Below are 23437 nucleotides of genomic sequence, written 5' to 3' on the forward strand. Positions count from 1 at the left end.
GCCCGCATTGACGTTACTCCGCCAGCGACAGGATAAAAGCATACTCCAGCGCAATGTCTTCGTAGGCTTTGAAACGGCCGGATTTCCCACCATGCCCGGAATCCATATCGGTGTGCAGCAATAGCTGGCGGTCATCGGTTTTCAGATCGCGCAGTTTTGCCACCCACTTGGCCGGCTCCCAATACTGCACCTGTGAATCATGCAAACCGGTGGTGACCAGCATATGCGGGTAATCCTGCGCGCTGACGCGATCGTAGGGGCTGTACTGTTTAATGTAATCGTAATACGGCTTTTGGTTGGGGTTGCCCCATTCGTCGTATTCACCGGTGGTCAGTGGAATGGATTCATCAAGCATGGTGGTCACCACGTCGACGAAGGGAACCTGCGCCACGATACCATGGTATAGCGTCGGTGCCTGATTGATCACCGCGCCCATCAGCAGACCACCGGCGCTGCCGCCCATGGCAAATACCCGCTTGGCATCACCATAACCCTGCTCTATCAGGCTGTGGGTGACGTCAATAAAATCATTGAAGGTGTTCTGCTTGTTGAACAGCTTGCCATCTTCATACCACAGTTGCCCCAATTCACCGCCGCCGCGAATGTGCGCCAGCGCAAAGACAAAACCGCGATCCAGCAGGCTCAGGCGACTGCCGCTGAACGCCGGATCCATGCTGCTGCCGTACGAGCCGTAGCCGTAAACCAGCAGCGGATTGCCAGCACGGGCAAATTTGTCAGCGCGATACACCAGCGATACCGGCACCTCAACCCCGTCACGCGCCGTTACCCACACCCGCTCGCTGCGGTAATTTTCCGGCGTGAAGTTCTTCACTTCCTGCTGTTTGAGCATCACCCGTTCGCCGCTGTCGAGATCCAGTTGATACAAGGTCGTCGGCGTGGTCATCGACGAATAGCCATAACGCAGCAGCGCGGTTTCCGGCTCCGGATTATAAGCCAGCCAGGTGACATAAGTGGGATCGTCGAACGCAATGCGTTTTTCTTCGCCGCTGTTCCAATGAATCTGTCGCAGTTGGGTCAAGCCAGCCGCTCGCTCCTCCACCACCAGCCAGTCGCGGAACAGGTTAAAGCCCTCCAGCATCACCTCGCTGCGCGGCGCGATCAGCGTTTGCCACTGCGCTTCGTCGGGCTGGATGCTTTGATACAGGCCGAAGTTCTTGCCGTCCTTATTGGAACGAATATAGAAATGCTGGTGATAGTGATCGAGACCGTATTCATGATCCTTGCGACGCGGTACAAACAGCTGCGGCATCGTTTCGGCGCTGTCGGCGTCCAGCAGCAGAATCTCTGATGTGGTAGTACTGCTGAGGTGGATCAGGATATAGCGTTCGGAAGTGGTCTTTTCCAGGCTGACGTAGAAAGTGTCGTCGGTTTCTTCGTAAACCAGCACGTCCAGCAACGGGTCGCTGCCGATCACATGGCGGTAAACCTGATATGGCAGCAGCGTCTTGGCATGCTTGCGTACATAATAGACGCTGGCAGAATCGTTGGCCCATTCAAAGCTGCCAGAGGTGTTTTCCAACACCTCTTCGGCCCAACGCTGCTCTTGCAGGTATTTGAATCGAATATCATATTGCCGGCGTGACAAAAAGTCCTCCGCCAACGCCATGACTTGATTGTTCGGGCTGACTTCCAGCCCACCCAGGGTATAAAACTCGCGCCCTTCTGCTCGCTGGTTGCAATCCAACAGCGTCTCCCACTGCTCGGTTTCAGCCGCCGGCTGGCGCATGTACAGCGCATATTCGTTACCCGGCTCGTAACGGGTCTGGTAACGATAGCCATGGCGTACGTGCGGCACCGAATGCTCCTGCTGCGGGATCCGTGCCACCATTTCTTCGTATAGCGCTTCACGCAACGCCTGCTGCGGTTGTAACGTGGCCTCGGTGAATGCATTCTCCGCCTGCAGGTAGTCCAGCACCTGCGGATCGGTGCGTTCGTCGTCGCGTAGCCAATAGTAGTCGTCAACACGGGTATCGCCGTGCGTGGTGATAGGATACGGCCGTTTCTCGGCTTTTGGAGGTGTCATCATTACTAAATCATCCGCTTACAAACATTACTGTAAGGGTGGCACGTTTTCTTCAGGATAAAAAGCGGTACGGTTAGGCCAATTCGCGCTTTTTCTGGTTCACGTCGCTTTCGATGCCCTGCTTGACGTCCGCCGGGATTTTCAGCGACTGCGCCAGCGCATCCAGATAGCCGCGCTCCATAAAATGATCGACGTCGATAACCATGCAACTCAGGTAGTACACTTCCAACGCTTCATCTTCGTTTTTGACGCTTTGAGCGATCAGATCCGGATTCAGCGGTTGGTCGATCGCCTGTTGCACCCAGGTCTGCGCTTCTTCCCCTACCTGCAGCTGTTCCAGGCTATGGTCGATGGCGCGGCGTTCTTCAGCATCAATATGGCCATCGCTCTTGGCGGCGAACACCAATGCCTGCACCAGGCGCTTGGCACGTTGGTCAACCGGAGTAATCTGGTTGCCGAACTGCGGCTCATCCTGGTGGGTTTCCTTGACTCGCGCCTTGTATTTGTTCCAAATCACCGCGCCCACCGCGGCGCTCCCCCCGATAATCAGCGCGTTTTTGCCAAACTTGCCCACCAGTTTGCGTGACGACTTGTTAGCCAGCAGTACGCCAACCAAACCGCCCAGCGCGGTAGGTGCCAGCAGCTTGCCGATGCCTTCACTTCCGCCAGCGGCCCCGGCTTTCTGCCCCAACATCGATTGAATCTGCTGCATCCAGTTGTTTTTCATTGTCGCTCCTCACCAGTATGTCGACGCGCAACGGCATTGCCAGGCCGCGCGCAGTTAGCCACCAGATTAGGGGATCTTTTGTCAACTTACGTATGGGGATGAAAACTTGTGTTGAGCAGCCGGAGATTGGCTCGGTTAACTCGAGGGTAAAGTGCGGTCATCATTAGGGCGCACATGGCGCCCTTGGCAGAGCGGTTACGATAACCGGAGGAAGTTACTCCGCGACGCTGTAAGCGATTTCGCCCTGGTTGCAGTTGAGCGTTACGTTGTAGATTTTGTCCGTCTTGCTGCCACGCACCGTCAGCGGCACCTGCCAGACATTATCTTTGCCGACGATGGCGTCCGGACTGACCCAGACAATCGGCGTTGCGGTGCCCAGTTGCTTCTTGTCAGCATCCCAGCGCGTAATGCGGTTTTGCAAGAAATCGCGTTTTACCTGCGCCGCTACGTCCGCCGCCTGCAGGCCGCTGCATTGCGCAACCTTGGCGCTACGCAGTTGTTGCGCCTGTGCCGTACCGGTCAATCCAGCTACCGCCACCAGTGCGACCACCCATGACCATCCCGTTTTGTTCATATGTCCTCCCGTTGTGGTTATCACTATCCGGGGGGCAGCCCCGCTGCGAACAACGGGTCGGGCCGTGGGCTAGCGTTTGATAAAGGCAATCACAAACAGTTCGTCCAACCCCGGATAGATTTCCTTGATAACCTGCTTCAGCTCGCCAAGCGGCATGTTTTCCTGTTTGGCGTGTTGTTCGGTCAACGCCTCCAGACGGATTGGCGTCACCGACAGCACTTCAATCAGGCAGAAAAACACGCCGTCCTCATGACGGCTGACGCGCAAGACATCCCCGGGCTGGAAGTGTGACTCACTGGCGTCCCGTAGAGTAATGGTTTTGCGCCCAGCCAGGATATCCGGCTCAAAGCGGCTGAAGAAAGTTATTCCGCGGCTCATTCTAGACCCTTTTTCATTACAATGCTGCAACATAAACCGCTACGCCGCCTGCTTTTCTGCCTGCGACTGGGGATTTTTGCTCGCGGCCGGCTTGTCGCCCTTGGCCTTGGCCGGTTTTTGGCTCACCGCCTGCGGCGCTGCACCACGCAGAATTTGCGTCAGCGCCTCTTTATGTTCTGCCAGATAGAAGCTCAGGGCTTCGCGTTGCTCTTCCTCCAGCGTTAGTGGCGCCTGTTGTAGCCACTCGCCAAGACTGTCGGCCAGATCGAGCATTTTGTCGTAGGCATCGGCTTCTTTCTTGCTTGCGAACGTCATTTTTTCCTCACCGTTTCTGACCACCAGGTATTTTACTTCAACTGCCATCTGTGTATTCCTCAAAGGTTGAAACACTGTACTTATATACAGTATAAGGCGTTATAGTGCGGGGGTTCAAGCGCCCCCGCCTGTTATTATTTCAGCAGCCGCGCCTTGCAGCTTTTGCCTTTGATCTTGCCCTGCTGCAATTGTTGCAACGCCTTGCGCGCGCTGGCCTTGCGGATAGCCACGTAGGCGTGCACCGGGAACATATCGATTTTACCGACCTCGGCCGCGGTCAGACCCGCCTCTCCGGTCAACGCCCCGAGAATATCGCCGGGGCGAATCTTCGCCTTGCGGCCGCCGTCAATGCACAGCGTGGCCATTTCCGCTTCCAGCGGTGCCGTTGACGCACCGCTCAATTCACTGACTGACGCCCATTGCAACTTGCAGTCCAGATACTCTTCCAGCGCGTGGGCGCGTGTCATTTCCTGCGGCGCACACAGGCTAATGGCCAGCCCGCTCATGCCGGCACGGCCGGTACGGCCAATGCGGTGCACATGCACTTCCGGGTCGAACGACAGTTCGTAATTGACCACCAGTTCAAGATCCTTGATATCCAGACCGCGTGCGGCGACGTCGGTCGCTACCAGCACGCGACAGCTGCGGTTGGCAAAACGCACCAGCACCTGATCGCGATCGCGCTGCTCCAGATCGCCATGCAGTGCCAGCACGCTGATGCCGCGTGCCTCCAATGCTTCAAACACGCTCTGACAATCGCGTTTGGTATTGCAGAACACCACGCAAGACGTTGGCTGAAAATGGCGAATGGCGGCCACCAACAACGCCGGACGCTGATCGCGGGTGGTTTCGTAAAAGCGCTGAGCGATGGTGGTTGGCGCGTCGCCGTCGTCGACTTCCACGCTCAACGGCGCGCGTTGCACCCGGTCGCTGATGCGCTCGATGCCCGCGGGATAGGTCGCGGAAAACAGCAGCGTTTGGCGCTGCGGCGGCGTGTAGCTGATTACCTGGTCAATGTCGTCGGCAAAGCCCATGTCGAGCATGCGGTCGGCTTCGTCCAGCACCAGCACTTTCACCTCATCCAGCACCAGAGTCTTCTTACGCAGGTGTTCCTGGATACGGCCCGGCGTTCCCACCACGATATGCGGCGCATGCACCAGCGAATCCAGCTGAGCGCCCATCGGCTGACCGCCACACAGGGTAAGGATTTTGATGTTTTGCGTGAAACGCGCCAAGCGGCGCAGCTCTTTGCTGACCTGATCGGCCAGCTCACGCGTTGGACACAAAATCAGCGCCTGGGTCGCCACCTGGCTGACGTTGATTTTGTCCAGCAGGCCAATACCGAACGCCGCCGTCTTGCCGCTGCCGGTTTTTGCCTTGGCGCGCACGTCTTGCCCGTTGAGGATGGCAGGCAGCGCGGCAGCCTGTACCGGTGTCATTTCGGCATACCCCAGTTCATTGAGGTTGGCCAACTGTTCGGCTGGCAGCGGCAGGGAAGAAAAGGAAACTGTGCTCACGGCGATAACTCTTATATGGCAGATGGAAAGGCGGCGCGACCGGCTGGCCAGCACCGTAATAAGGTGTGATGATAACAGAGATAGCGAACTTTCTGGATTGCAGCCATAAAAAAACCCGCCGGAAGCGGGTTTTTTGGCAGCGACGTTGCGTTAGATGGCAACAACGTTGGCTGCGGCTGGGCCACGTTGGCTGTCCTGGATGGAGAATTCAACCTGCTGACCTTCTGCCAGAGTTTTGAAACCATCGCTGACGATAGCGGAAAAATGCACGAAAACATCTTTCGAGCCATCGGCTGGAGTGATAAAGCCGAAGCCTTTGCTTTCGTTGAACCATTTTACGTGACCGGTAATCTTAGTCATTTGACTTTCCTTTACTTGATAAACCTGCCTTGACGGCACTTACGGCGCGAAGGCCCTGCGTTCTGTAGGTCTTCTTTCGCCGCCAGTTATTAACGCATAATCGTCGTGACAGGGCAAATTTTTTCGTTCCTTATTAAAACAGCAGGTTACAGGACTAATTTTGCAAAATGGCCTGCGCGCTTCCGCCGGAAGGATGTCGGCGCAATCGTTTTCGTATATACTGCGCGCCTGTTTTTAGCCCCGTCAATTTTCACATCAGGGACCAGACTATGTTTACTATTGGAACCGCACTGTGCCCCTCCGCCACCCGTGTCATGCTGCTCGGCTCCGGCGAACTGGGTAAAGAGGTGGCAATCGAATGCCAGCGTCTTGGGTTGGAAGTGATTGCCGTCGATCGCTATGCCAATGCCCCGGCAATGCACGTCGCGCATCGCAGCCACGTGATTAACATGCTGGACGGCCAGGCGTTGAAGACGCTGATCGAGCAGGAACGTCCTGACTACATCGTACCGGAAATTGAAGCCATCGCCACCGACATGCTGGTGCAACTGGAGCAACAGGGCCACCGTGTCGTGCCCTGCGCCGAAGCGACTCGCCTGACCATGAACCGCGAAGGCATTCGCCGTCTGGCGGCAGAGAATCTTGCCCTGCCGACCTCCAGCTACCGCTTTGCCGATAGCCAGGACGCCTTTTATCAGGCGGTCGACGACATAGGCTACCCCTGTATTATCAAACCGGTGATGAGCTCATCCGGCAAAGGCCAGAGCCTGATCCGTGACGCCTCGCAGTTGGCGGCAGCCTGGGAATATGCGCAACAGGGCGGTCGCGCCGGCGGTGGACGGGTGATTGTCGAAGGACTGGTCAAGTTTGATGTTGAAATTACCTTGCTGACCATCAGCGCGGTGGACGGCGTACATTTTTGCGCGCCGATCGGTCACCGTCAGGAAGATGGCGATTACCGTGAATCCTGGCAGCCGCAATGCATATCGCCGCTAGCGTTGCAACGCGCCCAGGCGATAGCCGAGCGGGTGGTCACTGCGCTGGGTGGTTACGGGTTGTTTGGCGTTGAGCTATTCGTTTGCGGCGATGAGGTCATTTTCAGCGAAGTCTCCCCTCGCCCGCACGATACTGGCATGGTGACGCTGATTTCACAGGATCTGTCGGAGTTTGCCCTGCACGTTCGCGCTTTCCTGGGTCTGCCGATCGGCGCTATTCGCCAGTTCGGTCCGGCGGCATCGGCGGTTATCCTGCCGGAGCTGACCAGCAGCGACCTGCGCTTTGGCGGATTGGATCAGGCATTGCAGGGGCACAACCAGCTGCGGCTGTTCGCCAAGCCTGACATCAGCGGCAAACGCCGTCTGGGCGTGGCGCTGGCCTGTGCACCGACCACCGAGCAGGCGGTTGAAATCGCCACTCAGGCTGCCGCGGCGGTAATGGTGCAAGGGTGATGGACAGGTAAAATAGCCAAAGCCCGGGTTACCCGGGCTTTGGTTTGATGAACAGGCGGAACCTGTTCAACGCTTAATAATCGTCTTCGTCTTCGTCATCTTGCGGCTCGGCATCCGGTTGCATACCCGGCGCATCCTCGTCTTCCTCGTCAAACATGACGGCAACCCGGGCACCCTGATGCTGTTCGCGGATCTGCTGCGCAACCACGGCAATCGCTTCACCGCTGCTCATGCCCTGCTCCATCAATTGACGGATGCGATCCGCAGCTTCCTGCTGCTCCAGATGATTCAGTGACGGCATACCTGCAAGCATGTGTTTATCTCCAGCTGATTGGAGGGGGATTATACCCTGCCTACGTTACGCCGCAACCGCGTCACCCGGTTATTATTGTGCGGCCGGTTTGGTACTGTGCCCATCAAAGCGCCACTGTTTCAGCCGCGAGCGCCATAACAAGACGTGCCAGGCCTGTTTCAGGCCGCGCGCGTTGGCGGTCATCAATCGGTCGATGCCGCGACGGTAGAACTCGCGGGTAATCTGCTGTTGCGCCACCGACTCCGGCTCACGGCGAATACTGTGGCAAATACCCAGCGCTTCACGGGCGATCTGCCAATGAAACGCCGGTCGCAGCCTAATCTTGTCGGCATAGCGGCGGTTAAGCGCCACCAGCATCTCGACGATCTTCATATAATGACGCTGATATTCGACGTTGGCCGCGCCGGTGCGACGCCGATTGCTGATCGAGCGGTCATGCACCCGCTGCCGATACAACGGCGTACTGAGATATTGTACCCGTTGGGCATTAAACATCACTTCGGTGGTCCAGGGAATATCCTGATGGTGCAGACCGGGTTCAAAATAGAGCCGATGCTGCTTAATAAAATCAAGCCGATATATTGCCAGCCACACCACATGAATAAATTTTCGCGTTTTCAAGGCACGCTCAAACCATTGCACGCCGCTAATTACCCCGGTCGATGACAGACGCGCAGCAGGAATAATTTCTTTTAATTCATTCTGCTGGGTGAAATAACGTTCACCGTTGCACTGCATGACATCCAACTGATTATTTTCAGCCATTTCGATCAACGTGGAATACATTTCCGGCGCCAGCAGATCGTCGGCGTCGGGAAAGGCGACATATTTGCCGCTCGCCACCGCCAGACCGGCGTTGCGGGCGACCGAAACGCCGGCATTAATCTGGTCGATAATCGTAATATGCGAATAACGCTCAGCGTAACGGCGAGCTATCTCAGCTGACCCATCGGTCGAACCGTCATTAATAATAATCACTTCCAACCGGCGTTCATCTTGTGCCAGCAGCGATTGTAAAAACGGTTCCAATAATTCGCCCGCATTGTGCATTGGGACGATCACGCTCAACATTAAAGACATAATCTACGTTTTCCTTACCTGTCGCCAGGAAAAGAATGTTTAAAAAAATGGCGCATGTTGCTAACCAGCGAAACGCCGGAATAATGACGGCCGAAAGCCCACGACGATCGCGTTTAACAAGGTTGCGCAAAAGAAAACTAATTTTTGCATGTTTGTATGCAACGAACGTCGCAAAAAATGCTTAGCTCGCTTATTATTGACTTGCCACATGAAGCGAGTTCGCATGCGCCGCCGCACGGAATATGGCAGAATATCCCTCAGGAACAGCCGCCCCGTAAGCCAGGTTTATTGCAATCCATGACTCAATCCGTACCAAACCTCAAATCGTTGCCGTACCATCGCCACGCCGTGCTGGAGCAGTTTGCTCCGCTGGCGTCTCAACCCTGGGCCATGCTGCTGCATTCGGGGTTCGCCGAGCATTCGCACAATCGATTCGATATTTTGGTCGCCGATCCACGCGTCACGCTGACCACCCGCGGCGAACGTACGCAGATTATCGCAGCTTCCAGCGTCGTTGAGTCGCCGGACGATCCCTTTACCTTACTGCAACGGCAGCTGGCCGCGCTGACGTTTGCCCCCACGGCGCGAGCCGATCTGCCGTTTCAAGGCGGCGCGCTGGGCCTGTTTGGCTACGATCTGGGTCGTCGGGTGGAGACCCTGCCGCAGGTGGCGCAGGCCGATATCGCCCTGCCGGACATGGCGGTAGGAATTTATGACTGGGCGCTGATTGCCGACCACCATCTGCAAACCTTGACCTTGCTGAGCCATGATGATGTAGAGCAGCGCTGGCAGTGGCTAACGCAGCAATCATCGCCGGCAGCCAGACCGTTTACCCTGACCAGTCACTGGCAAGCCAACATGACCCGGGCGCAGTACGGTGAAAAGTTTCGCCAGATCCAGCATTACCTGCGCAGCGGGGATTGCTATCAAATCAATTTGGCTCAGCGCTTTTCGGCTTCGTATCAAGGTGATGAATGGCAAGCGTTCCTGCAACTGAGCGCCAGCAATCGCGCGCCATTTTCCGCCTTCCTGCGGCTGCCGGACAACGCGGTATTGAGCGTTTCACCCGAGCGTTTCCTCTGGTTGGAAAATCAACAGATTCAAACCCGGCCGATCAAAGGCACGCTGCCGCGACTGGCCGATGCCGAACAGGACGCCGCTCAGGCACAACGGCTGTCAACCTCGGCGAAAGATCGAGCCGAAAACCTGATGATCGTCGATTTGCTGCGTAACGATATCGGCCGCGTGGCTCACCCCGGCAGCGTACGGGTGCCGGAACTGTTCGTGGTCGAACCCTTTCCGGCAGTGCATCATCTGGTCAGTACCGTGACCGCAACGCTGCCCAGCACGACGCCGGCCAGCGCGCTGCTGCGTGCCTGTTTCCCCGGCGGTTCGATCACCGGCGCTCCCAAGGTGCGGGCGATGCAGATTATTGAAGAACTTGAACCGCAGCGACGTAATGCCTACTGCGGCAGCATCGGCTATCTCAGCGCCTGCGGCACCATGGATACCAACATCACCATCCGCACACTGATCGCCGAACAGGGTCGCCTGTATTGTTCGGCCGGCGGCGGCATCGTCGCCGACAGCCAGGAACAGGCGGAATATCAGGAAACCTTTGATAAGCTGGGGCGCATCTTGCCACAACTGGGGGAGTTTACCGTTTCGTGAGCCAACCGACCTACCCGGCCTCGCTGGCTGACTTTATCAGCCGCTTCCAATTGCAGTTGCCACAGGCATCGCGGATCTCACATAACGTGCGGCCAGCGGCGGTATTAGTTCCGATTATCTGTCGGCCAGAACCGACGCTGCTGTTGACGCGCCGTGCCGATACGTTGCGCAAACATGCCGGCCAGGTGGCCTTTCCCGGTGGTAAAACCGATGCCAGCGACGCTTCAGCCACCTTCACCGCGCTGCGCGAGGCGCAAGAAGAAGTTGCCATCCCGCCGGCGGCGGTCACCGTACTTGGCCAGATGGCTCCGCTCGACAGCAGCACCGGCTTCCAGGTCACGCCGATCGTTGGCCTGATCGCGCCGGATGTGCAGTTCCATGCCAATGAAGACGAAGTGGCAGACGTGTTCGAAATGCCGTTACATGAAGCATTGACGCTGTCGCGCTACTACCCGCTGGATATTCACCGCGCCGGACATGCGCATCGGGTCTATCTGTCCTGGTATCAGAGCCAGTTTGTCTGGGGCCTCACCGCCGCCATCATCCGCCGTCTGGCGCAACAGGTGAGCCTCTGACGCCACCAACCAGTGACCGCGGTCACATCCTGTCGGGGTTATTTTGCGACTTTCGACGGTAAAGCGATCGCCATCACTTCATCAGTTTGCTTTTTCGACTACCTTCCACGCTATCGGGCTTTTAAAAAAACTGTAAACCCGCTCTTCAACCTTACGAAATAACTGTAAAATACGCTTGCCTGGTATAAACCACTGTAAAAGCAGGGTCAGCGCCAACGGCAATTGGTAGCAAAAAAAGTAACACCAAGGATTATTTTATTTCATGCGAAAAAGGCAACCGAACCCGTACGGCCCTTTTACAATATCGCTGTTCCCTGCGTGGTTTTTAACCGCCGCAGCCATAACAATATGCCTCTTTAAGGAGTTTTAGCGTGATTAGCGTTTTCGACATGTTTAAGATCGGCATCGGCCCGTCCAGCTCTCATACGGTTGGACCGATGAAAGCCGGCAAACAGTTTGTCGACGATCTGGTAAATAAAGGCCTGATGCCTTCTATCACGCGTGTTGCCGTAGACGTTTACGGCTCACTCTCATTAACCGGTAAGGGCCACCATACCGATATCGCCATTATCCTCGGCCTGGCCGGCAATATGCCGGATACCGTGGATATCGACAGCATTCCCGGATTTATTCGCGATGTAGAACAACGTCAACGCCTGATGCTGGCCAGCGGCATGCATGAGGTCGATTTCCCGCGTGACGGCGGCATGGTGTTTCGCAGCGACAACCTGCCACTGCATGAAAACGGCATGCAAATTCACGCCTATGCCGGTGAAAAGCCGGTGTACAGCAAAACCTATTACTCGATCGGCGGCGGCTTTATCGTCGACGAAGAACACTTCGGCAAGGCTGACGCCAACGAAGTCACCGTACCGTATCCATTCCATTCCGCCCGCGAAATGCTCGATCACTGCCGTGACACCGGCATGTCATTGTCCGGTATGGTGATGCAAAATGAACTGGCATTGCATAGCAAACAAGAGATCGATACCTATTTTGGCGATATCTGGCAGACCATGCGCGCCTGTATCGATCGGGGTCTGAATACCGAAGGCGTACTGCCGGGTCCGTTGCGCGTACCACGCCGTGCTTCCGCGCTGCGACGCATGCTGGTGTCTTCCGACAAGCTGTCCAGCGATCCGATGAACGTGATTGACTGGGTGAACATGTTCGCGCTGGCGGTCAACGAAGAAAACGCCGCCGGTGGCCGCGTGGTCACCGCACCAACCAATGGCGCCTGCGGCATCGTGCCGGCAGTGCTGGCCTATTACGATCACTTTATCGAATCGGTCAGCCCGGATATCTACATTCGTTACTTCCTGGCGTCAGGTGCCATCGGCACACTGTACAAGATGAACGCGTCGATTTCCGGCGCGGAAGTCGGCTGTCAGGGCGAAGTCGGCGTGGCCTGTTCAATGGCGGCAGCCGGTCTGGCGGAGCTGCTGGGTGGCAGCCCGGAACAGGTATGCGTGGCGGCGGAAATCGGCATGGAACACAATCTGGGTCTGACCTGCGATCCGGTCGCTGGCCAGGTTCAGGTGCCGTGCATCGAACGCAACGCCATTGCTTCGGTCAAGGCGATCAACTCCGCTCGTATGGCGCTGCGCCGCACCAGTGAACCACGCGTATCGCTGGATAAGGTCATTGAGACCATGTACGAAACCGGCAAGGACATGAATGCCAAATACCGCGAAACCTCGCGCGGCGGACTGGCCATCAAGGTACAGTGCGACTGATCCTCAACCCCGCCACACGGCGGGGTTTTTTATTTCAAAATCAATAAAATAACCCACGCATTAGTGACACCGTCACTTATCACCTAACCGTTTTGGCCGCGCTTTATCCGTCATTAAACCGCAGAAATACCCTTCTGTTCCGGTAAACTGAAATATATTATTGCGTTATCATCAATTGTTGACCCGTGACAGGCTAGAATTAGCCAAGAATCATTAAGGGGAATAGAGTCTGATGGTGGCATCGGGCTGGCTTAGCGAACAAGGATTTAGCCGATGTTGATGTCCCAACTTGCCGTCACGAAATATCGCCATTACCGCTGGCTGCTCGCCGGTGCGGTTGGGTTGGCGGTGCTGATGGTGTCGCTGTGCATTCGCTATTATCAACAGGTTAAAAGCATCGAGCGTGATCAACAGGTCTTTGCCGCCCGCATTGTCAACAAACTGGATAACCTGCTGAACCCCGCAACGCAACAGGCGCTGCGTATTATGCCGCTGATTGGCCAGACCTGTGAAAAATCGATCCCCACGCTACGTTATCGCATGGCGCAAAACCAGGCGTTGCGCTCATTGCTGCTGGTGCAAAACGGCAATATCTACTGTTCCAGCCTGTTTGGCCAACGCAATTACCAGTTCAGCGCCATTTTCCCGCATATTGATGCCCATGCCGGCCCGCAACTGGCTTTACGCCCTTCGATCGCCGTTTCGCGCGGACTGCCGTCGCTGGTACTGTGGTTGCCGCAGCCTGACAGCCAGGTCAGCGGCGTATTGTACGTCTACAATATCGAAATGCTGGCCAGTTTCCTGCTGGAGCCACAGACGCCTTATGCCCAACGGGTGGTGCTGAACGTCAATGGCAACAGTCTGGGCTACGGCGACCGCGAAATCTTGCGTAGCGAAACGCTGACCCAGGACCTGCGCTATACCGCCACCTCAGGCCGCTATCCGTACTCCATTTCGCTGTATAGCCCTGACAGCGCTTCGCTGGCATTAGCCGCCCTACCGGGCCACGTGCCGTTGGCATTGCTGATAAGCCTGTTGGCCGCCTATGTCGTGTATCTGATGACCGCCAACCGCATGAGCCTGGCGTATCACATCAGCCATGCCATCACCCATCGCGAATTCCGCGTGTATTGCCAGCCGATCATCAACGGGGAAACCGGGCGCTGCGTGGGTGTTGAAACCCTGCTGCGCTGGAAGAACAAACGGCAAGGCTGGGTATCGCCGGACGTGTTTATTCCGCTGGCGGAACAGCATGGTCTGATCGTTACGCTGACCCGATTTTTAATGACCACGGTGGTCGATAACCTGCGGCTGTTCCCGCCGCGTCCCTCGTTTTACATCAGCATTAACGTCGCTGCCGAGCATTTCAATTCGCAATGCATTATTGATGATATCCGGCGCATATGGCTACCGGCCAATCCAATGCCTTCCCTGATGCTCGAACTCACGGAGCGCTCGGCGCTGTCTGACATTCAAGACGATCAGATCAAGGCGTTGAAAGCCTTGGGCATCATGCTGGCGATCGATGATTTCGGCACCGGGCACAGCTCGTTGAGTTATCTGAAAACCCTTAGTCCCGATGTGCTGAAAATCGATCGCGGTTTCACCGCCGCCATTGGTACCGATGCGATTAACGCCACCGTGACTGATACGATAATTACGCTGGCGCATCGTCTGAAGCTGAAACTGGTGGCCGAAGGGGTAGAAAGCGCCGAACAGGCGGCCTATCTGTGCTCGCGCCAGGTGAACGCCATGCAGGGGTATTACTTTGCCAAACCAATGCCGATAAACGTTTTTCCGCTATGGTTAGCGCGTTATGAGACACGTCAGCGAGTATTGCATCAGCGGGAGGAACGACAGAAAAGGAGTAATAAGCCGGAGGCATGAGCCCCCGGCTGTGGCGTTACTGTTGTTGTTCGAAGGAGGTGGGGACTTTACTGATGCGCACCAGCTCGATGCGATAATCCGTCGCTTCGAGAATTTCAAAACGCAGATGATTGAGTTCCACCACGGCACCCACCGGTGGCATCTGGCCGTAATGGGCCAGCAGGAATCCCGCCAGCGAGGCGTAGTCCGCCGTTGGGCTCACCAGATCGTCACAGTTCAGCGCCTGCTCCAGCGAGTGTACGTCGGCGCCGCCCTGCACTAACCAGCTGTCGCCCTCCGCCACGATATCTGGCGTTTCATCTTCGTCGGGGAATTCACCGGCAATCGCTTCCAGCACATCCAGTGGCGTAACCAGCCCCTGGACCACGCCGAACTCGTTGGACACCACCACCAGACGACCTTTGGCCCGGCGCAGCACCGACAGCAGATTGATCACGTCCATGGTGTCCGGCACCACGATCGGCGGCGTGCGCGCAGCAAACTCGGCGATGTCCTCGCCCTGCTCCAGCGCGATCAACAGGTCTTTGGCACGCACTACGCCAACGATTTCATCCAACTCGTCACGGCAAACCGGGAACAGGCTGTGCGGCGTGTCCAGCAACTGGGCGCGCACCTCCTCTAACGAGCGATCGCAATCGACCCACGAGATCTCGGTACGCGGCGTCATCACGCTGCGAATCGAACGCGATGCCAGCGTCAATACGCCGCTGATCATATAGCGCTCTTCCTCGGCAAAGGTTTCATCCACCGGTTGCGGCGCATCTTCCGCCGTCTGTTGCTGCGCACGCTGCTGGCCCATCAGGCGCATGATCGCCTCTGCAGTACGTTCACGCATCGGACGTCGCGCCTGGTGCTTGATAAAATTGCGTCGTGCAATCTGGTTAAACAGCTCGATCAGGATCGAGAAGCCAATCGCCGCATACAGGTAACCTTTAGGAATGTGCAGACCAAATCCTTCGGCAATCAGGCTCAGGCCGATCATCAGCAGGAAGCTCAGGCACAGCACCACAATGGTCGGGTGGGCATTGACGAAGTTGGTTAGCGGCTTGGATGCCAGCAGCATTACCAGCATGGCAATCACGACCGCTGTCATCATTACCGGCAGATCGTTCACCATGCCAACGGCGGTAATCACCGCGTCAAGCGAGAACACCGCATCAAGGATGACAATCTGCACCACTACCGCCCAGAACTTGGCATAGCCGCGGTTGCCGCCATCCTGGTGGGTTTGCCCTTCCAGGCGTTCATGCAGCTCCATGGTGGCCTTGAACAGCAGGAACACGCCACCAAACAGCAAGATCAGGTCGCGTCCCGAAAAACTGAATTCCCCCACGCTGAACAGCGGCGTGGTCAGCGTCACCATCCACGAGATCACTGACAACAGGCCCAGGCGCATGATCAGCGCCAGCGACAGACCGAGAATGCGCGCTTTGTCACGCTGCTTCGGCGGCAGTTTATCGGCCAGGATGGCGATAAACACCAGGTTGTCGATGCCCAACACGATTTCCAAAACGACTAACGTCAGTAACCCAGCCCAGATTGAGGGGTCCATTAAAAATTCCATTATCAGACTCCGGAAAAAAGACAGGTTCGCTGAGCCGCACGCAGGCGCAACGCATCGCACGCAGGGCGTGAGATAACAAACACAGCAAGAGATCGGGATGGTACTACCGGGAGATGGCCGAGCGGCCGCGAGAAAGCATTAACGCCAACCGGTGGCGGGTAAAGCCGTGGAAAACAGTAACTTCGGTGACAGTCCATAGGGTGGGCTGAGGCCCTTCACTCCTTGGTTATAAAAGAAGAAATTACTTTATCAGGAATTTTATTACCGTCAACGCGCTTTTTTTACCAGCACGTCGCGCTGTCATACGGTTGCTGTTTAATTCCTCAAACGCGTATTGAGTGAACGTTTAACGCGTAATAGCTGAGCGACGTCACATAATTTATTTTTTCACTCACTAAAATAAATGGCGAAAACGTGCATTGCCGCATCCAGGCTTTTGATACTGCGTGACAAAGGTTCCGGGTGCGTTGGTTAATTTCTACCATAATGGATCTGAACATCGAGGGTGACTGCCAGGAAGGTAGCAAACAATGACACATTCCGTGTCAGAGGTTTAATGAGGAGGTAGCGAGTGGCAATAGCTATTATCATCGGCACACACGGGAGCGCGGCGGAGCAGCTGCTGAAAACCGCGGAAATGCTATTGGGCGAACAGGATAACGTCGCCTTTATCGATTTCGTTCCCGGAGAAAACGCCGAAACATTAATTGAGAAATATAAATTAAAAATCAGTGAATTAGACACCAGCGGCGGCGTCCTGTTCCTGGTCGATACCTGGGGTGGCAGCCCGTTCAATGCGGCAAGTCGCCTGGCGCTCGACAAGGCGGATTATGAAGTGATCACCGGCGTCAACATTCCAATGCTGGTTGAGACTTTCATGGCACGTGATGATGACCCCGGTTTTGCCGAGCTGGTCGCACTGGCGCTGGAAACCGGCCGCGAAGGCGTCAGAGCGCTGAACAAACCCGACGAAGAACCCGTCAAGCCCGCGGCCAAAAGTGCCCCAGCGCCGGCTGCCGCAGCGCCACAGGCGCCCCTTGGCCCAGACGATCACATGAAGATCGGCCTGGCGCGTATCGATGACCGCCTGATTCATGGCCAGGTCGCCACTCGCTGGACCAAGGAAACCAACGTCAGCCGCATCATCGTCATCAGTGACGAAGTTGCAGCCGATAACCTGCGTAAGACTCTGTTGACACAGGTTGCGCCACCGGGTGTTACAGCCCACGTGGTTGACGTCGCCAAGGCGATTCGCGTGTGGAACAACCCCAAGTATGCCAATGACCGCGTCATGCTGCTGTTTACCAATCCAACCGATGTCTGGCGTCTGGTGGAAGCCGGCGTGGATATCACCTCGGTGAATATCGGCGGCATGGCGTTCCGACAGGGTAAAACCCAGGTCAATAACGCGGTTTCCGTTGATGAAAAAGACATCGAAGCGTTTAAGAAATTAAACGATCGCGGTATCGAATTGGAAGTTCGCAAAGTCTCATCCGACAGCCGTTTAAAAATGATGGACCTGATAAACAAACTTAATTAATGGCGATTGCCAATAATTATTCTTACTCAGAGCTCTTGGTCATAGGAGAAGTACAATGGAGATTACCACTCTTCAGATTGTGCTGATATTTATCGTCGCATGTATTGCCGGGATGGGTTCCGTTCTGGACGAGTTCCAGTTCCACCGCCCGTTGGTCGCCTGTACGCTGATCGGCTTTATCCTCGGTGATATCAAGACCGGCATCATTATCGGCGGTACGCTGGAAATGATCGCCCTCGGCTGGATGAATATCGGTGCTGCCGTTGCGCCAGACGCCGCGCTGGCGTCGATAATTTCCACCATTCTGGTGGTGGCCGGCGGCCAAAGCGTCGGTGCCGGGATCGCACTGGCCATACCGTTGGCCGCAGCCGGTCAGGTACTGACCATTATCGTTCGTACCCTGACCGTGGCCTTCCAGCACGCGGCAGACAGCGCGGCCGAACGTGGCAGCCTGCGCGCCATCACCTGGCTGCACGTTTCCGCCCTGCTGTTGCAGGCGATGCGTATTGCCATTCCAGCGGTTATCGTTGCCGTTTCGGTGGGTACCGCCGGCGTACACGCGTTGTTGAATTCCATTCCTGAAGTGGTCACCACCGGTCTGAACATCGCCGGCGGCATGATCGTGGTGGTCGGTTACGCGATGGTCATCAACATGATGCGTGCCGGTTACCTGATGCCGTTCTTCTATGCCGGTTTCGTTACCGCCGCCTTCACCAACTTCAACCTGGTGGCATTGGGGGTGATTGGCGTCGTCATGGCCGTGCTGTACATCCAGCTCAGCCCGAAATACAACAAGCCGCAGGTTGTTCAGGGTGGCCCTGCTCAGCCGAACGATCTTGATAACGAACTGGACTAGGAATAGGTGAGAGAAATGGTTGATACAACTGCTGCTCAAAAGAAACTGACGCCGGCGGATATCCGCGGTGTGTTCCTGCGATCGAACCTGTTCCAGGGTTCCTGGAACTTCGAACGTATGCAGGCGCTGGGTTTCTGTTTTTCGATGGTACCGGCGATCCGTCGCCTGTATCCGGAAAACAACGACGATCGCAAACAGGCGATCAAGCGCCATCTGGAATTCTTCAATACCCACCCTTATGTCGCCGCGCCAATCCTTGGCGTCACCCTGGCGATGGAAGAACAACGTGCCAACGGCGCGCCGATTGACGATGCGGCGATCAACGGCATCAAGGTCGGCCTGATGGGGCCACTGGCCGGCGTGGGCGACCCGATCTTCTGGGGCACCATGCGCCCGGTATTTGCCGCGCTGGGTGCCGGCATCGCCTTGACCGGCAGCCTGCTCGGGCCGATTCTGTTCTTTGTGCTGTTTAACCTGGTGCGTCTGCTGGTGCGCTACTATGGCGTGGCCTATGGCTATCGCAAAGGGGCCGATATCGTCAACGATATGGGCGGTGGCTTCCTGCAAAAACTGACGGAAGGGGCGTCGATTCTCGGCCTGTTTGTCATGGGGGCGCTGGTTAACAAGTGGACCCACGTCAACATCCCGTTGGTGGTGTCGAAAATTACCGACCAGACCGGCCATACCACGGTTACGACGGTGCAAACCATCCTTGACCAGTTGATGCCGGGGCTGATCCCGCTGTTGCTGACCTTCGGCTGTATGTGGCTGTTGCGGCGTAAGGTCAACGCGCTGTGGATCATTCTGGGCTTCTTCGTGATCGGTATTTTTGGTTACTGGATTGGCCTGCTGGGCGTGTAACGCCGTTTGACCGCCGGGGGCTCCCCCGGCTTTTTTTATCTGTGGAGCTGTAAGATGTCGCTGACGGACCTTGCCATCATGGTATTTATCGTACTGTTGCTGCTGTATGCGCTGTATGACGAGTTCGGCATGGATAAAATGCGCGGCGCGACGCTGCTCAAGGTGCAACTCAAGCGTAGCAACCGCATCGACTGTCTGATTTTTGTGGTCCTGCTGGGCATTCTGGTGTACCGAAATATTGCTGACCACGGTGCACCACTGACAACATGGTTATTAATATCTCTGGCGTTAGTCGCGGTTTATATTTCTTATATTCGCTGGCCAAAATTGTTATTCAAAGCGCAGGGTTTTTATTATGCCAACGCCTTTATTGAATACCGGCGAATTAACGCCATGAATTTGTCCGAGGATGGCGTTTTAGCCATCGATTTGGAGAAGCGACGCTTATTGATACAGGTTACCCAGTTAGATGACCTGGAGCGTATTTACCATTTTTTTGTTGAAAATCAGTCAATAAAAACCTGACCCATTGCAACGCAACCTTCCTGACGGTAGCATGGTGGTTTAATCCATCAGTAACGCTGCCGTTTTTTTGTTTATTATTTCCACAATAACATTGTCACTACCGCTTATATTTCTGGCGCAACAACACTAATGAAAACAATTCTCAATTTCATTAAACCAGTGCATTGCAATTAATGGTTGTATCCGGGAAAAATAATATGCTAAGGTTGCGCCCGTCATTGGGGAGTAGCCGGTTTCTGGATAATATTGACCAGAAACGCCCGTATCAACATACTCGTTTTGCAGTCTGAAACGTGGTGCGGGCAGCCAGGTAAGGTTGGCGAGACCATAGACACGTAACTCCGTCGTTTGGTTGGGGGTGGGTTACGTGTATATGGAGCCGCCCGGCCGAGGCTATTTCACATGAATCTTTCCGCAACACTCATTCTGGCTTTTGGCATGTCCATGGACGCGTTTGCTGCGTCAATCGGCAAAGGTGCCAGCCTGCATCAACCGCGTTTTCGCGAAGCACTCCGCACCGGACTCATTTTTGGCGTTATCGAAGCCATTACCCCGCTTATCGGCTGGTCGCTGGGTCTGTTTGCCAGTCAGTACATCATGGAATGGGATCACTGGGTTGCCTTCAGCCTGCTGTTTATTCTCGGCATGCGCATGATTATTGAGGGAGTGCGTAACCGTCAACAGGAAACCGTCAAGGTGAAGCAGCACGGTTTCTGGCTACTGGTTGCCACCGCCATTGCCACCAGCCTGGACGCGATGGCCATCGGCGTAGGCCTGGCCTTCCTGCAGGTGAATATCGTTCATACCGCCATGGCGATTGGCTGTGCAACGATGATCATGGCCACCCTCGGCATGATGCTTGGTCGCTTTATCGGTCCACTGCTCGGCAAACGCGCGGAGATTATCGGCGGCGTGGTGCTGATTGGCATCGGCGGCAATATTCTGCTGGAGCACCTTGGTTACCTCGCCTAGTCGGCGTTGGGGACAAAAAAACCTGCCGCTGGCAGGTTTTTTTTGTCTCAACCATGACGGCGATACACGCGGATGGCAAAGTCGGTCTCACAGGCGAAACTGGCGCTGGCCGTCAGTTGCCGTTGCGTCTCTGCCGAGGCTCGCCAGGCAAAAGGCGTCATTTGCAGCAGATTTGCCGCCTGTTCCCCCGATAACTGCAGCGGATAGGCCAGTGATTCACTCCGCGCCGTCTCAAAACCAGGCAATTGCTCATCCTGTTCAGCATGTAACTGAACTTCTTGATAAATAAGTTCTTTTAGCTGATATAAATGACGCGGCCCTGGTGACACTGTCACAACAACCCCACCTGGCCTCACTACCCTGGCCAATTCCTGCCCCTTGCAAGGCGCATAGATGCGCAATACCGCGTCCAGCGACGCGTCGGCGAAAGGTAGCCGATGGCTGGATGCCACGCAGAACGATACCGCCGGATAGCGTTTGGCAGCATAACGGACCGCCACCTTGGCCACGTCCAGACCATAGATACGCATTTCTCGCGCCTGATTGAGCCTCTGCGCCACCGCAGCGGTGTAATAGCCCTCACCACAGCCGATATCCAGCAAGGCCTGTGCATCACTGTCGAGCGCGTTATCCAGCAGTTCGGCGACCCGCTGCTGCAATGGCTGATAAAAACCACCGTCGAGAAACGCACGGCGCGCCTGCATCATTTCAACGCTGTCGCCGGGCTGTTTCGAGCGTTTATGCTGCACCGGCAGTAGATTGACGTAACCTTCCCTTGCACAATCGAACTGATGGTTATTCTCACAGCGCCACTGCGGGGCGGTGAAGTGGAGATGCTGATGGCATAAGGGGCAAACATAAGACATGTGTTGAATTCCAGAGAGATGCGGCGCGGCTAGTCTAAATAAGCCGGCGGGCCGATGCAAGGCGCATCCCCAGCGCCTACCTGCGCGACGACGGCGATGCTGGCAGTATGGCATCGACCAAGACGAATTCATCATCCAATTACCGGCAAGAGCCGTGTCAGCGGCAATGGCAGGGTATACACTGTCAGCTTCGCCCCAACACAGGTTAATCATCGGTTATGACTGACTATTCTGCCTTACTCAGCACCATTCCTGCCATTCGGCACGGTTTTGGCAATAAAAGCGCCTTGCTACCGACGGACTTACAACACTACCGGGACACTCAGCCGGAAAAAAAACAGGTGCATGGCACACGCATCGTTGATGTTAGCCACCCTGCCCAGCCCTGCGGCGACGCCGACGGCGTGTATACCACTCAACCTGGCATTCTGCTCAGCGTACTTACCGCCGATTGCCTGCCGGTGATCTTCAGCCGGCGCGACGGTAGCGCCATTGCTGCCGTACATGCCGGTTGGCGAGGATTGCTGGACGGTATGCTCGAACGCATGGCGGCGCGTATCGAGCAGGACGATTCGACCGCCAACTGGGTGGCGGCGATTGGCCCGGCGGCAGGCGCCTGTTGTTATCAAGTCAATCAAGAGCTGGTTGAGCTATTTCAGCAGCGCTTGTCGTTGCCGGCAGAGTTGATCAGCCCACATACGCGCCACCTTGATTTAACGGCAATAGCCAAAGGTCAACTGCACAACCTTGGGTTTGCCGCGGTCGACGACGCCGGCAGTTGCACCATCTGTACGTTAAATCGCGATCCTCAGCAGCCTCAGCGCTTCAAATACACCAGTTTTCGCCGCAATAGCCAACGTAGAGCGCAGGATCCGGCGCATCCTGGTATCAAAGGGCGCAATCAATACGCCGGGATTATCATTACCGGCTGAGCGGAAACGAAAAAGCCCGCACGAAGGCGGGCTTTTTGTACAGCTGACGCTGATTAGATAGCAGTAACGTTTACTGCTGATGGGCCTTTCTGGCCATCTTGGATTTCGAACTCAACGTTCTGGCCTTCAGCCAGGGTTTTGAAGCCGTTACCCTGGATTGCAGAGAAGTGTACGAACACGTCTTTGCTGCCGTCAGCCGGGGTGATGAAACCGAAACCTTTAGACTCGTTGAACCACTTAACTTGACCTTTGATCTTTGCCATCTTGAGTATTTCCTTTGGATTGTTTAAACCGCCCGTAGGCGTTACATAGACAAACTAGAGTCGTTACTGCTTGAGGCACTAAGATAAGGATCGGCAGAGAAGCGGTATTCAACGCTAACGTCTTTACTCAGAACTTCTTTACTGAAAATGCCACACATATACAGAACTGTACCTCGTTTTACCCAGATGCGTTATCACATACTCTGTATTCGATGGCAAGCCATTTTTAATCACCGGTGGACGTGTCGCACATAATTGAAACGGTCGAGAGCAACAAGCGCATAAATAGACTAAAATCTGTTGAAGCTCTCTCTATTTTCTGCTTTGTAAAGACGCCGCGCTACACTCCGCGCCCTGCCTGAAATTTAACAAAACTTTCAACCGCTCGACGCCGATCCGCAGTGACATATAGCGTCTTTCTGCGCGTGAACCG

At 55.6% G+C, this 23437-nt stretch carries 24 protein-coding genes and 1 riboswitch; of the genes, 11 read left to right on the forward strand and 13 right to left on the reverse strand.

The genetic code is table 11. The annotated features are described in order from the left end of the window. Window positions 1-13: 13 nt before the first annotated feature. The 7 genes from AC2AXP_RS08710 to cspE (AC2AXP_RS08740) form a co-directional block, all read right to left on the reverse strand. Window positions 14-2047 carry a S9 family peptidase gene (locus tag AC2AXP_RS08710; RefSeq protein WP_004961871.1) on the reverse strand — a complete coding sequence of 678 codons (2034 nt, stop codon included), beginning with the start codon at window positions 2045-2047 and terminating at the stop codon, window positions 14-16. A gap of 70 nt (window positions 2048-2117) precedes the next feature. Next, window positions 2118-2771, reverse strand: a complete 654-nt coding sequence (locus tag AC2AXP_RS08715; RefSeq protein WP_004961868.1) for a tellurite resistance TerB family protein — start codon at window positions 2769-2771, stop codon at window positions 2118-2120. Window positions 2772-2985: 214 nt separating this feature from the next. Beyond that, complete coding sequence (yebF, locus tag AC2AXP_RS08720; protein ID WP_004961866.1) at window positions 2986-3345, reverse strand: protein YebF; 360 nt, start codon at window positions 3343-3345, stop codon at window positions 2986-2988. A 69-nt stretch (window positions 3346-3414) separates the two neighbouring features. Beyond that, window positions 3415-3723 carry a N(4)-acetylcytidine aminohydrolase gene (gene yqfB / locus AC2AXP_RS08725; protein ID WP_004961863.1) on the reverse strand — a complete coding sequence of 103 codons (309 nt, stop codon included), beginning with the start codon at window positions 3721-3723 and terminating at the stop codon, window positions 3415-3417. Between the two features lie 39 nt (window positions 3724-3762). After that, window positions 3763-4086, reverse strand: a complete 324-nt coding sequence (locus AC2AXP_RS08730) for a YebG family protein (RefSeq protein WP_004961861.1) — start codon at window positions 4084-4086, stop codon at window positions 3763-3765. Window positions 4087-4172: 86 nt separating this feature from the next. Then, entirely contained in the window at window positions 4173-5555 is a 1383-nt protein-coding gene (gene dbpA, locus AC2AXP_RS08735; RefSeq protein ID WP_039992022.1) for an ATP-dependent RNA helicase DbpA, read from the reverse strand. A 150-nt stretch (window positions 5556-5705) separates the two neighbouring features. Continuing rightward, the gene (cspE, locus tag AC2AXP_RS08740; RefSeq protein ID WP_004961856.1) at window positions 5706-5915 is read right to left on the reverse strand and encodes a transcription antiterminator/RNA stability regulator CspE; all 210 of its coding nucleotides are present in this window, start codon (window positions 5913-5915) and stop codon (window positions 5706-5708) included. A 269-nt stretch (window positions 5916-6184) separates the two neighbouring features. On the opposite strand from cspE (AC2AXP_RS08740), the gene purT reads away from it, so the two are divergent. Next, on the forward strand, window positions 6185-7363 hold the full coding sequence (gene purT / locus AC2AXP_RS08745; RefSeq protein WP_484381569.1) for a formate-dependent phosphoribosylglycinamide formyltransferase: 1179 nt from the start codon (window positions 6185-6187) through the stop codon (window positions 7361-7363). 73 nt (window positions 7364-7436) lie between these two features. Here the strand turns inward: purT and AC2AXP_RS08750 are convergent, their stop codons facing one another. Next, entirely contained in the window at window positions 7437-7676 is a 240-nt protein-coding gene (locus AC2AXP_RS08750; RefSeq protein WP_004961849.1) for a YoaH family protein, read from the reverse strand. 72 nt (window positions 7677-7748) lie between these two features. Beyond that, the gene (locus AC2AXP_RS08755) at window positions 7749-8756 is read right to left on the reverse strand and encodes a glycosyltransferase (protein ID WP_039992020.1); all 1008 of its coding nucleotides are present in this window, start codon (window positions 8754-8756) and stop codon (window positions 7749-7751) included. 297 nt (window positions 8757-9053) lie between these two features. On the opposite strand from AC2AXP_RS08755, the gene pabB reads away from it, so the two are divergent. The 4 genes from pabB (at window position 9054) to AC2AXP_RS08775 (ending at window position 14625) form a co-directional block, all read left to right on the forward strand. Next, window positions 9054-10427: an aminodeoxychorismate synthase component 1 gene (pabB, locus tag AC2AXP_RS08760; RefSeq protein WP_273869929.1), complete on the forward strand. Its 1374-nt coding sequence runs from the start codon at window positions 9054-9056 to the stop codon at window positions 10425-10427. Continuing rightward, the gene (locus tag AC2AXP_RS08765; protein WP_004961842.1) at window positions 10424-11002 is read left to right on the forward strand and encodes a CoA pyrophosphatase; all 579 of its coding nucleotides are present in this window, start codon (window positions 10424-10426) and stop codon (window positions 11000-11002) included. Before pabB ends, AC2AXP_RS08765 begins: the two co-directional genes overlap by 4 nt. Before the next feature lie 371 nt (window positions 11003-11373). Next, window positions 11374-12738, forward strand: coding sequence for an L-serine ammonia-lyase (gene sdaA, locus AC2AXP_RS08770; protein WP_039992017.1), 1365 nt, complete (start codon window positions 11374-11376; stop codon window positions 12736-12738). Window positions 12739-13011: 273 nt separating this feature from the next. Next, the gene (locus AC2AXP_RS08775; RefSeq protein ID WP_484381570.1) at window positions 13012-14625 is read left to right on the forward strand and encodes an EAL domain-containing protein; all 1614 of its coding nucleotides are present in this window, start codon (window positions 13012-13014) and stop codon (window positions 14623-14625) included. Between the two features lie 16 nt (window positions 14626-14641). On the opposite strand, the gene AC2AXP_RS08780 is transcribed toward AC2AXP_RS08775, so the two are convergent. Further along, window positions 14642-16189, reverse strand: a complete 1548-nt coding sequence (locus AC2AXP_RS08780) for a TerC family protein (protein ID WP_004961831.1) — start codon at window positions 16187-16189, stop codon at window positions 14642-14644. A gap of 571 nt (window positions 16190-16760) precedes the next feature. On the opposite strand from AC2AXP_RS08780, the gene manX reads away from it, so the two are divergent. The 5 genes from manX to mntP all read left to right on the forward strand — a co-directional run bounded on the left by manX (window position 16761) and on the right by mntP (window position 20943). Then, a complete protein-coding gene (manX, locus tag AC2AXP_RS08785; RefSeq protein WP_198772888.1) occupies window positions 16761-17729 on the forward strand; it encodes a PTS mannose transporter subunit IIAB in 969 nt (322 codons plus the stop codon). A gap of 55 nt (window positions 17730-17784) precedes the next feature. Then, window positions 17785-18585 (forward strand): PTS mannose/fructose/sorbose transporter subunit IIC, encoded by an 801-nt coding sequence (locus tag AC2AXP_RS08790; RefSeq protein WP_004961823.1) that lies wholly within the window; start codon window positions 17785-17787, stop codon window positions 18583-18585. A 15-nt stretch (window positions 18586-18600) separates the two neighbouring features. Beyond that, on the forward strand, window positions 18601-19446 hold the full coding sequence (locus AC2AXP_RS08795) for a PTS mannose transporter subunit IID (protein WP_004961819.1): 846 nt from the start codon (window positions 18601-18603) through the stop codon (window positions 19444-19446). 54 nt (window positions 19447-19500) lie between these two features. Then, complete coding sequence (locus AC2AXP_RS08800) at window positions 19501-19971, forward strand: DUF986 family protein (RefSeq protein ID WP_004961817.1); 471 nt, start codon at window positions 19501-19503, stop codon at window positions 19969-19971. 208 nt (window positions 19972-20179) lie between these two features. Continuing rightward, window positions 20180-20362: riboswitch (yybP-ykoY riboswitch) on the forward strand. Window positions 20363-20373: 11 nt separating this feature from the next. Further along, window positions 20374-20943: a manganese efflux pump MntP gene (gene mntP / locus AC2AXP_RS08805; protein ID WP_004961814.1), complete on the forward strand. Its 570-nt coding sequence runs from the start codon at window positions 20374-20376 to the stop codon at window positions 20941-20943. A gap of 47 nt (window positions 20944-20990) precedes the next feature. Here the strand turns inward: mntP and rlmA are convergent, their stop codons facing one another. After that, window positions 20991-21809: a 23S rRNA (guanine(745)-N(1))-methyltransferase gene (gene rlmA / locus AC2AXP_RS08810; RefSeq protein WP_004961812.1), complete on the reverse strand. Its 819-nt coding sequence runs from the start codon at window positions 21807-21809 to the stop codon at window positions 20991-20993. A 218-nt stretch (window positions 21810-22027) separates the two neighbouring features. Between rlmA and AC2AXP_RS08815 the strand changes: the two genes are divergently transcribed. Continuing rightward, on the forward strand, window positions 22028-22741 hold the full coding sequence (locus AC2AXP_RS08815) for a purine nucleoside phosphorylase YfiH/LACC1 family protein (protein WP_198772890.1): 714 nt from the start codon (window positions 22028-22030) through the stop codon (window positions 22739-22741). Between the two features lie 53 nt (window positions 22742-22794). Here AC2AXP_RS08815 and cspE (AC2AXP_RS08820) read toward each other — a convergent pair whose 3' ends face one another. Together cspE (AC2AXP_RS08820) and AC2AXP_RS08825 are read right to left on the reverse strand one after the other, a co-directional pair. Further along, window positions 22795-23004, reverse strand: a complete 210-nt coding sequence (cspE, locus tag AC2AXP_RS08820) for a transcription antiterminator/RNA stability regulator CspE (RefSeq protein WP_002221949.1) — start codon at window positions 23002-23004, stop codon at window positions 22795-22797. A gap of 41 nt (window positions 23005-23045) precedes the next feature. Next, window positions 23046-23162 (reverse strand): DUF2627 domain-containing protein, encoded by a 117-nt coding sequence (locus AC2AXP_RS08825; protein ID WP_002211058.1) that lies wholly within the window; start codon window positions 23160-23162, stop codon window positions 23046-23048. Between the last annotated feature and the right edge of the window lie 275 nt (window positions 23163-23437).

This window comes from Serratia sp. Sp408 (genome assembly GCF_057180665.1).

What these genes read in the sequence shown, in the direction of transcription:
- cspE (WP_002221949.1), bottom strand. Translation starts at nt 23,004, where the DNA reads ATGGCAAAGATCAAAGGTCAAGTTAAGTGGTTCAACGAGTCTAAAGGT.
- rlmA (WP_004961812.1), bottom strand. Translation starts at nt 21,809, where the DNA reads ATGTCTTATGTTTGCCCCTTATGCCATCAGCATCTCCACTTCACCGCC.
- AC2AXP_RS08790 (WP_004961823.1), top strand. Translation starts at nt 17,785, where the DNA reads ATGGAGATTACCACTCTTCAGATTGTGCTGATATTTATCGTCGCATGT.
- AC2AXP_RS08825 (WP_002211058.1), bottom strand. Translation starts at nt 23,162, where the DNA reads ATGTGTGGCATTTTCAGTAAAGAAGTTCTGAGTAAAGACGTTAGCGTT.
- AC2AXP_RS08755 (WP_039992020.1), bottom strand. Translation starts at nt 8,756, where the DNA reads ATGTCTTTAATGTTGAGCGTGATCGTCCCAATGCACAATGCGGGCGAA.
- yebF (WP_004961866.1), bottom strand. Translation starts at nt 3,345, where the DNA reads ATGAACAAAACGGGATGGTCATGGGTGGTCGCACTGGTGGCGGTAGCT.
- AC2AXP_RS08730 (WP_004961861.1), bottom strand. Translation starts at nt 4,086, where the DNA reads ATGGCAGTTGAAGTAAAATACCTGGTGGTCAGAAACGGTGAGGAAAAA.
- AC2AXP_RS08750 (WP_004961849.1), bottom strand. Translation starts at nt 7,676, where the DNA reads ATGCTTGCAGGTATGCCGTCACTGAATCATCTGGAGCAGCAGGAAGCT.
- yqfB (WP_004961863.1), bottom strand. Translation starts at nt 3,723, where the DNA reads ATGAGCCGCGGAATAACTTTCTTCAGCCGCTTTGAGCCGGATATCCTG.
- AC2AXP_RS08715 (WP_004961868.1), bottom strand. Translation starts at nt 2,771, where the DNA reads ATGAAAAACAACTGGATGCAGCAGATTCAATCGATGTTGGGGCAGAAA.
- pabB (WP_273869929.1), top strand. Translation starts at nt 9,054, where the DNA reads ATGACTCAATCCGTACCAAACCTCAAATCGTTGCCGTACCATCGCCAC.
- AC2AXP_RS08710 (WP_004961871.1), bottom strand. Translation starts at nt 2,047, where the DNA reads ATGATGACACCTCCAAAAGCCGAGAAACGGCCGTATCCTATCACCACG.
- purT (WP_484381569.1), top strand. Translation starts at nt 6,185, where the DNA reads ATGTTTACTATTGGAACCGCACTGTGCCCCTCCGCCACCCGTGTCATG.
- AC2AXP_RS08800 (WP_004961817.1), top strand. Translation starts at nt 19,501, where the DNA reads ATGTCGCTGACGGACCTTGCCATCATGGTATTTATCGTACTGTTGCTG.
- AC2AXP_RS08795 (WP_004961819.1), top strand. Translation starts at nt 18,601, where the DNA reads ATGGTTGATACAACTGCTGCTCAAAAGAAACTGACGCCGGCGGATATC.
- mntP (WP_004961814.1), top strand. Translation starts at nt 20,374, where the DNA reads ATGAATCTTTCCGCAACACTCATTCTGGCTTTTGGCATGTCCATGGAC.
- cspE (WP_004961856.1), bottom strand. Translation starts at nt 5,915, where the DNA reads ATGACTAAGATTACCGGTCACGTAAAATGGTTCAACGAAAGCAAAGGC.
- AC2AXP_RS08775 (WP_484381570.1), top strand. Translation starts at nt 13,012, where the DNA reads ATGTTGATGTCCCAACTTGCCGTCACGAAATATCGCCATTACCGCTGG.
- AC2AXP_RS08815 (WP_198772890.1), top strand. Translation starts at nt 22,028, where the DNA reads ATGACTGACTATTCTGCCTTACTCAGCACCATTCCTGCCATTCGGCAC.
- AC2AXP_RS08780 (WP_004961831.1), bottom strand. Translation starts at nt 16,189, where the DNA reads ATGGAATTTTTAATGGACCCCTCAATCTGGGCTGGGTTACTGACGTTA.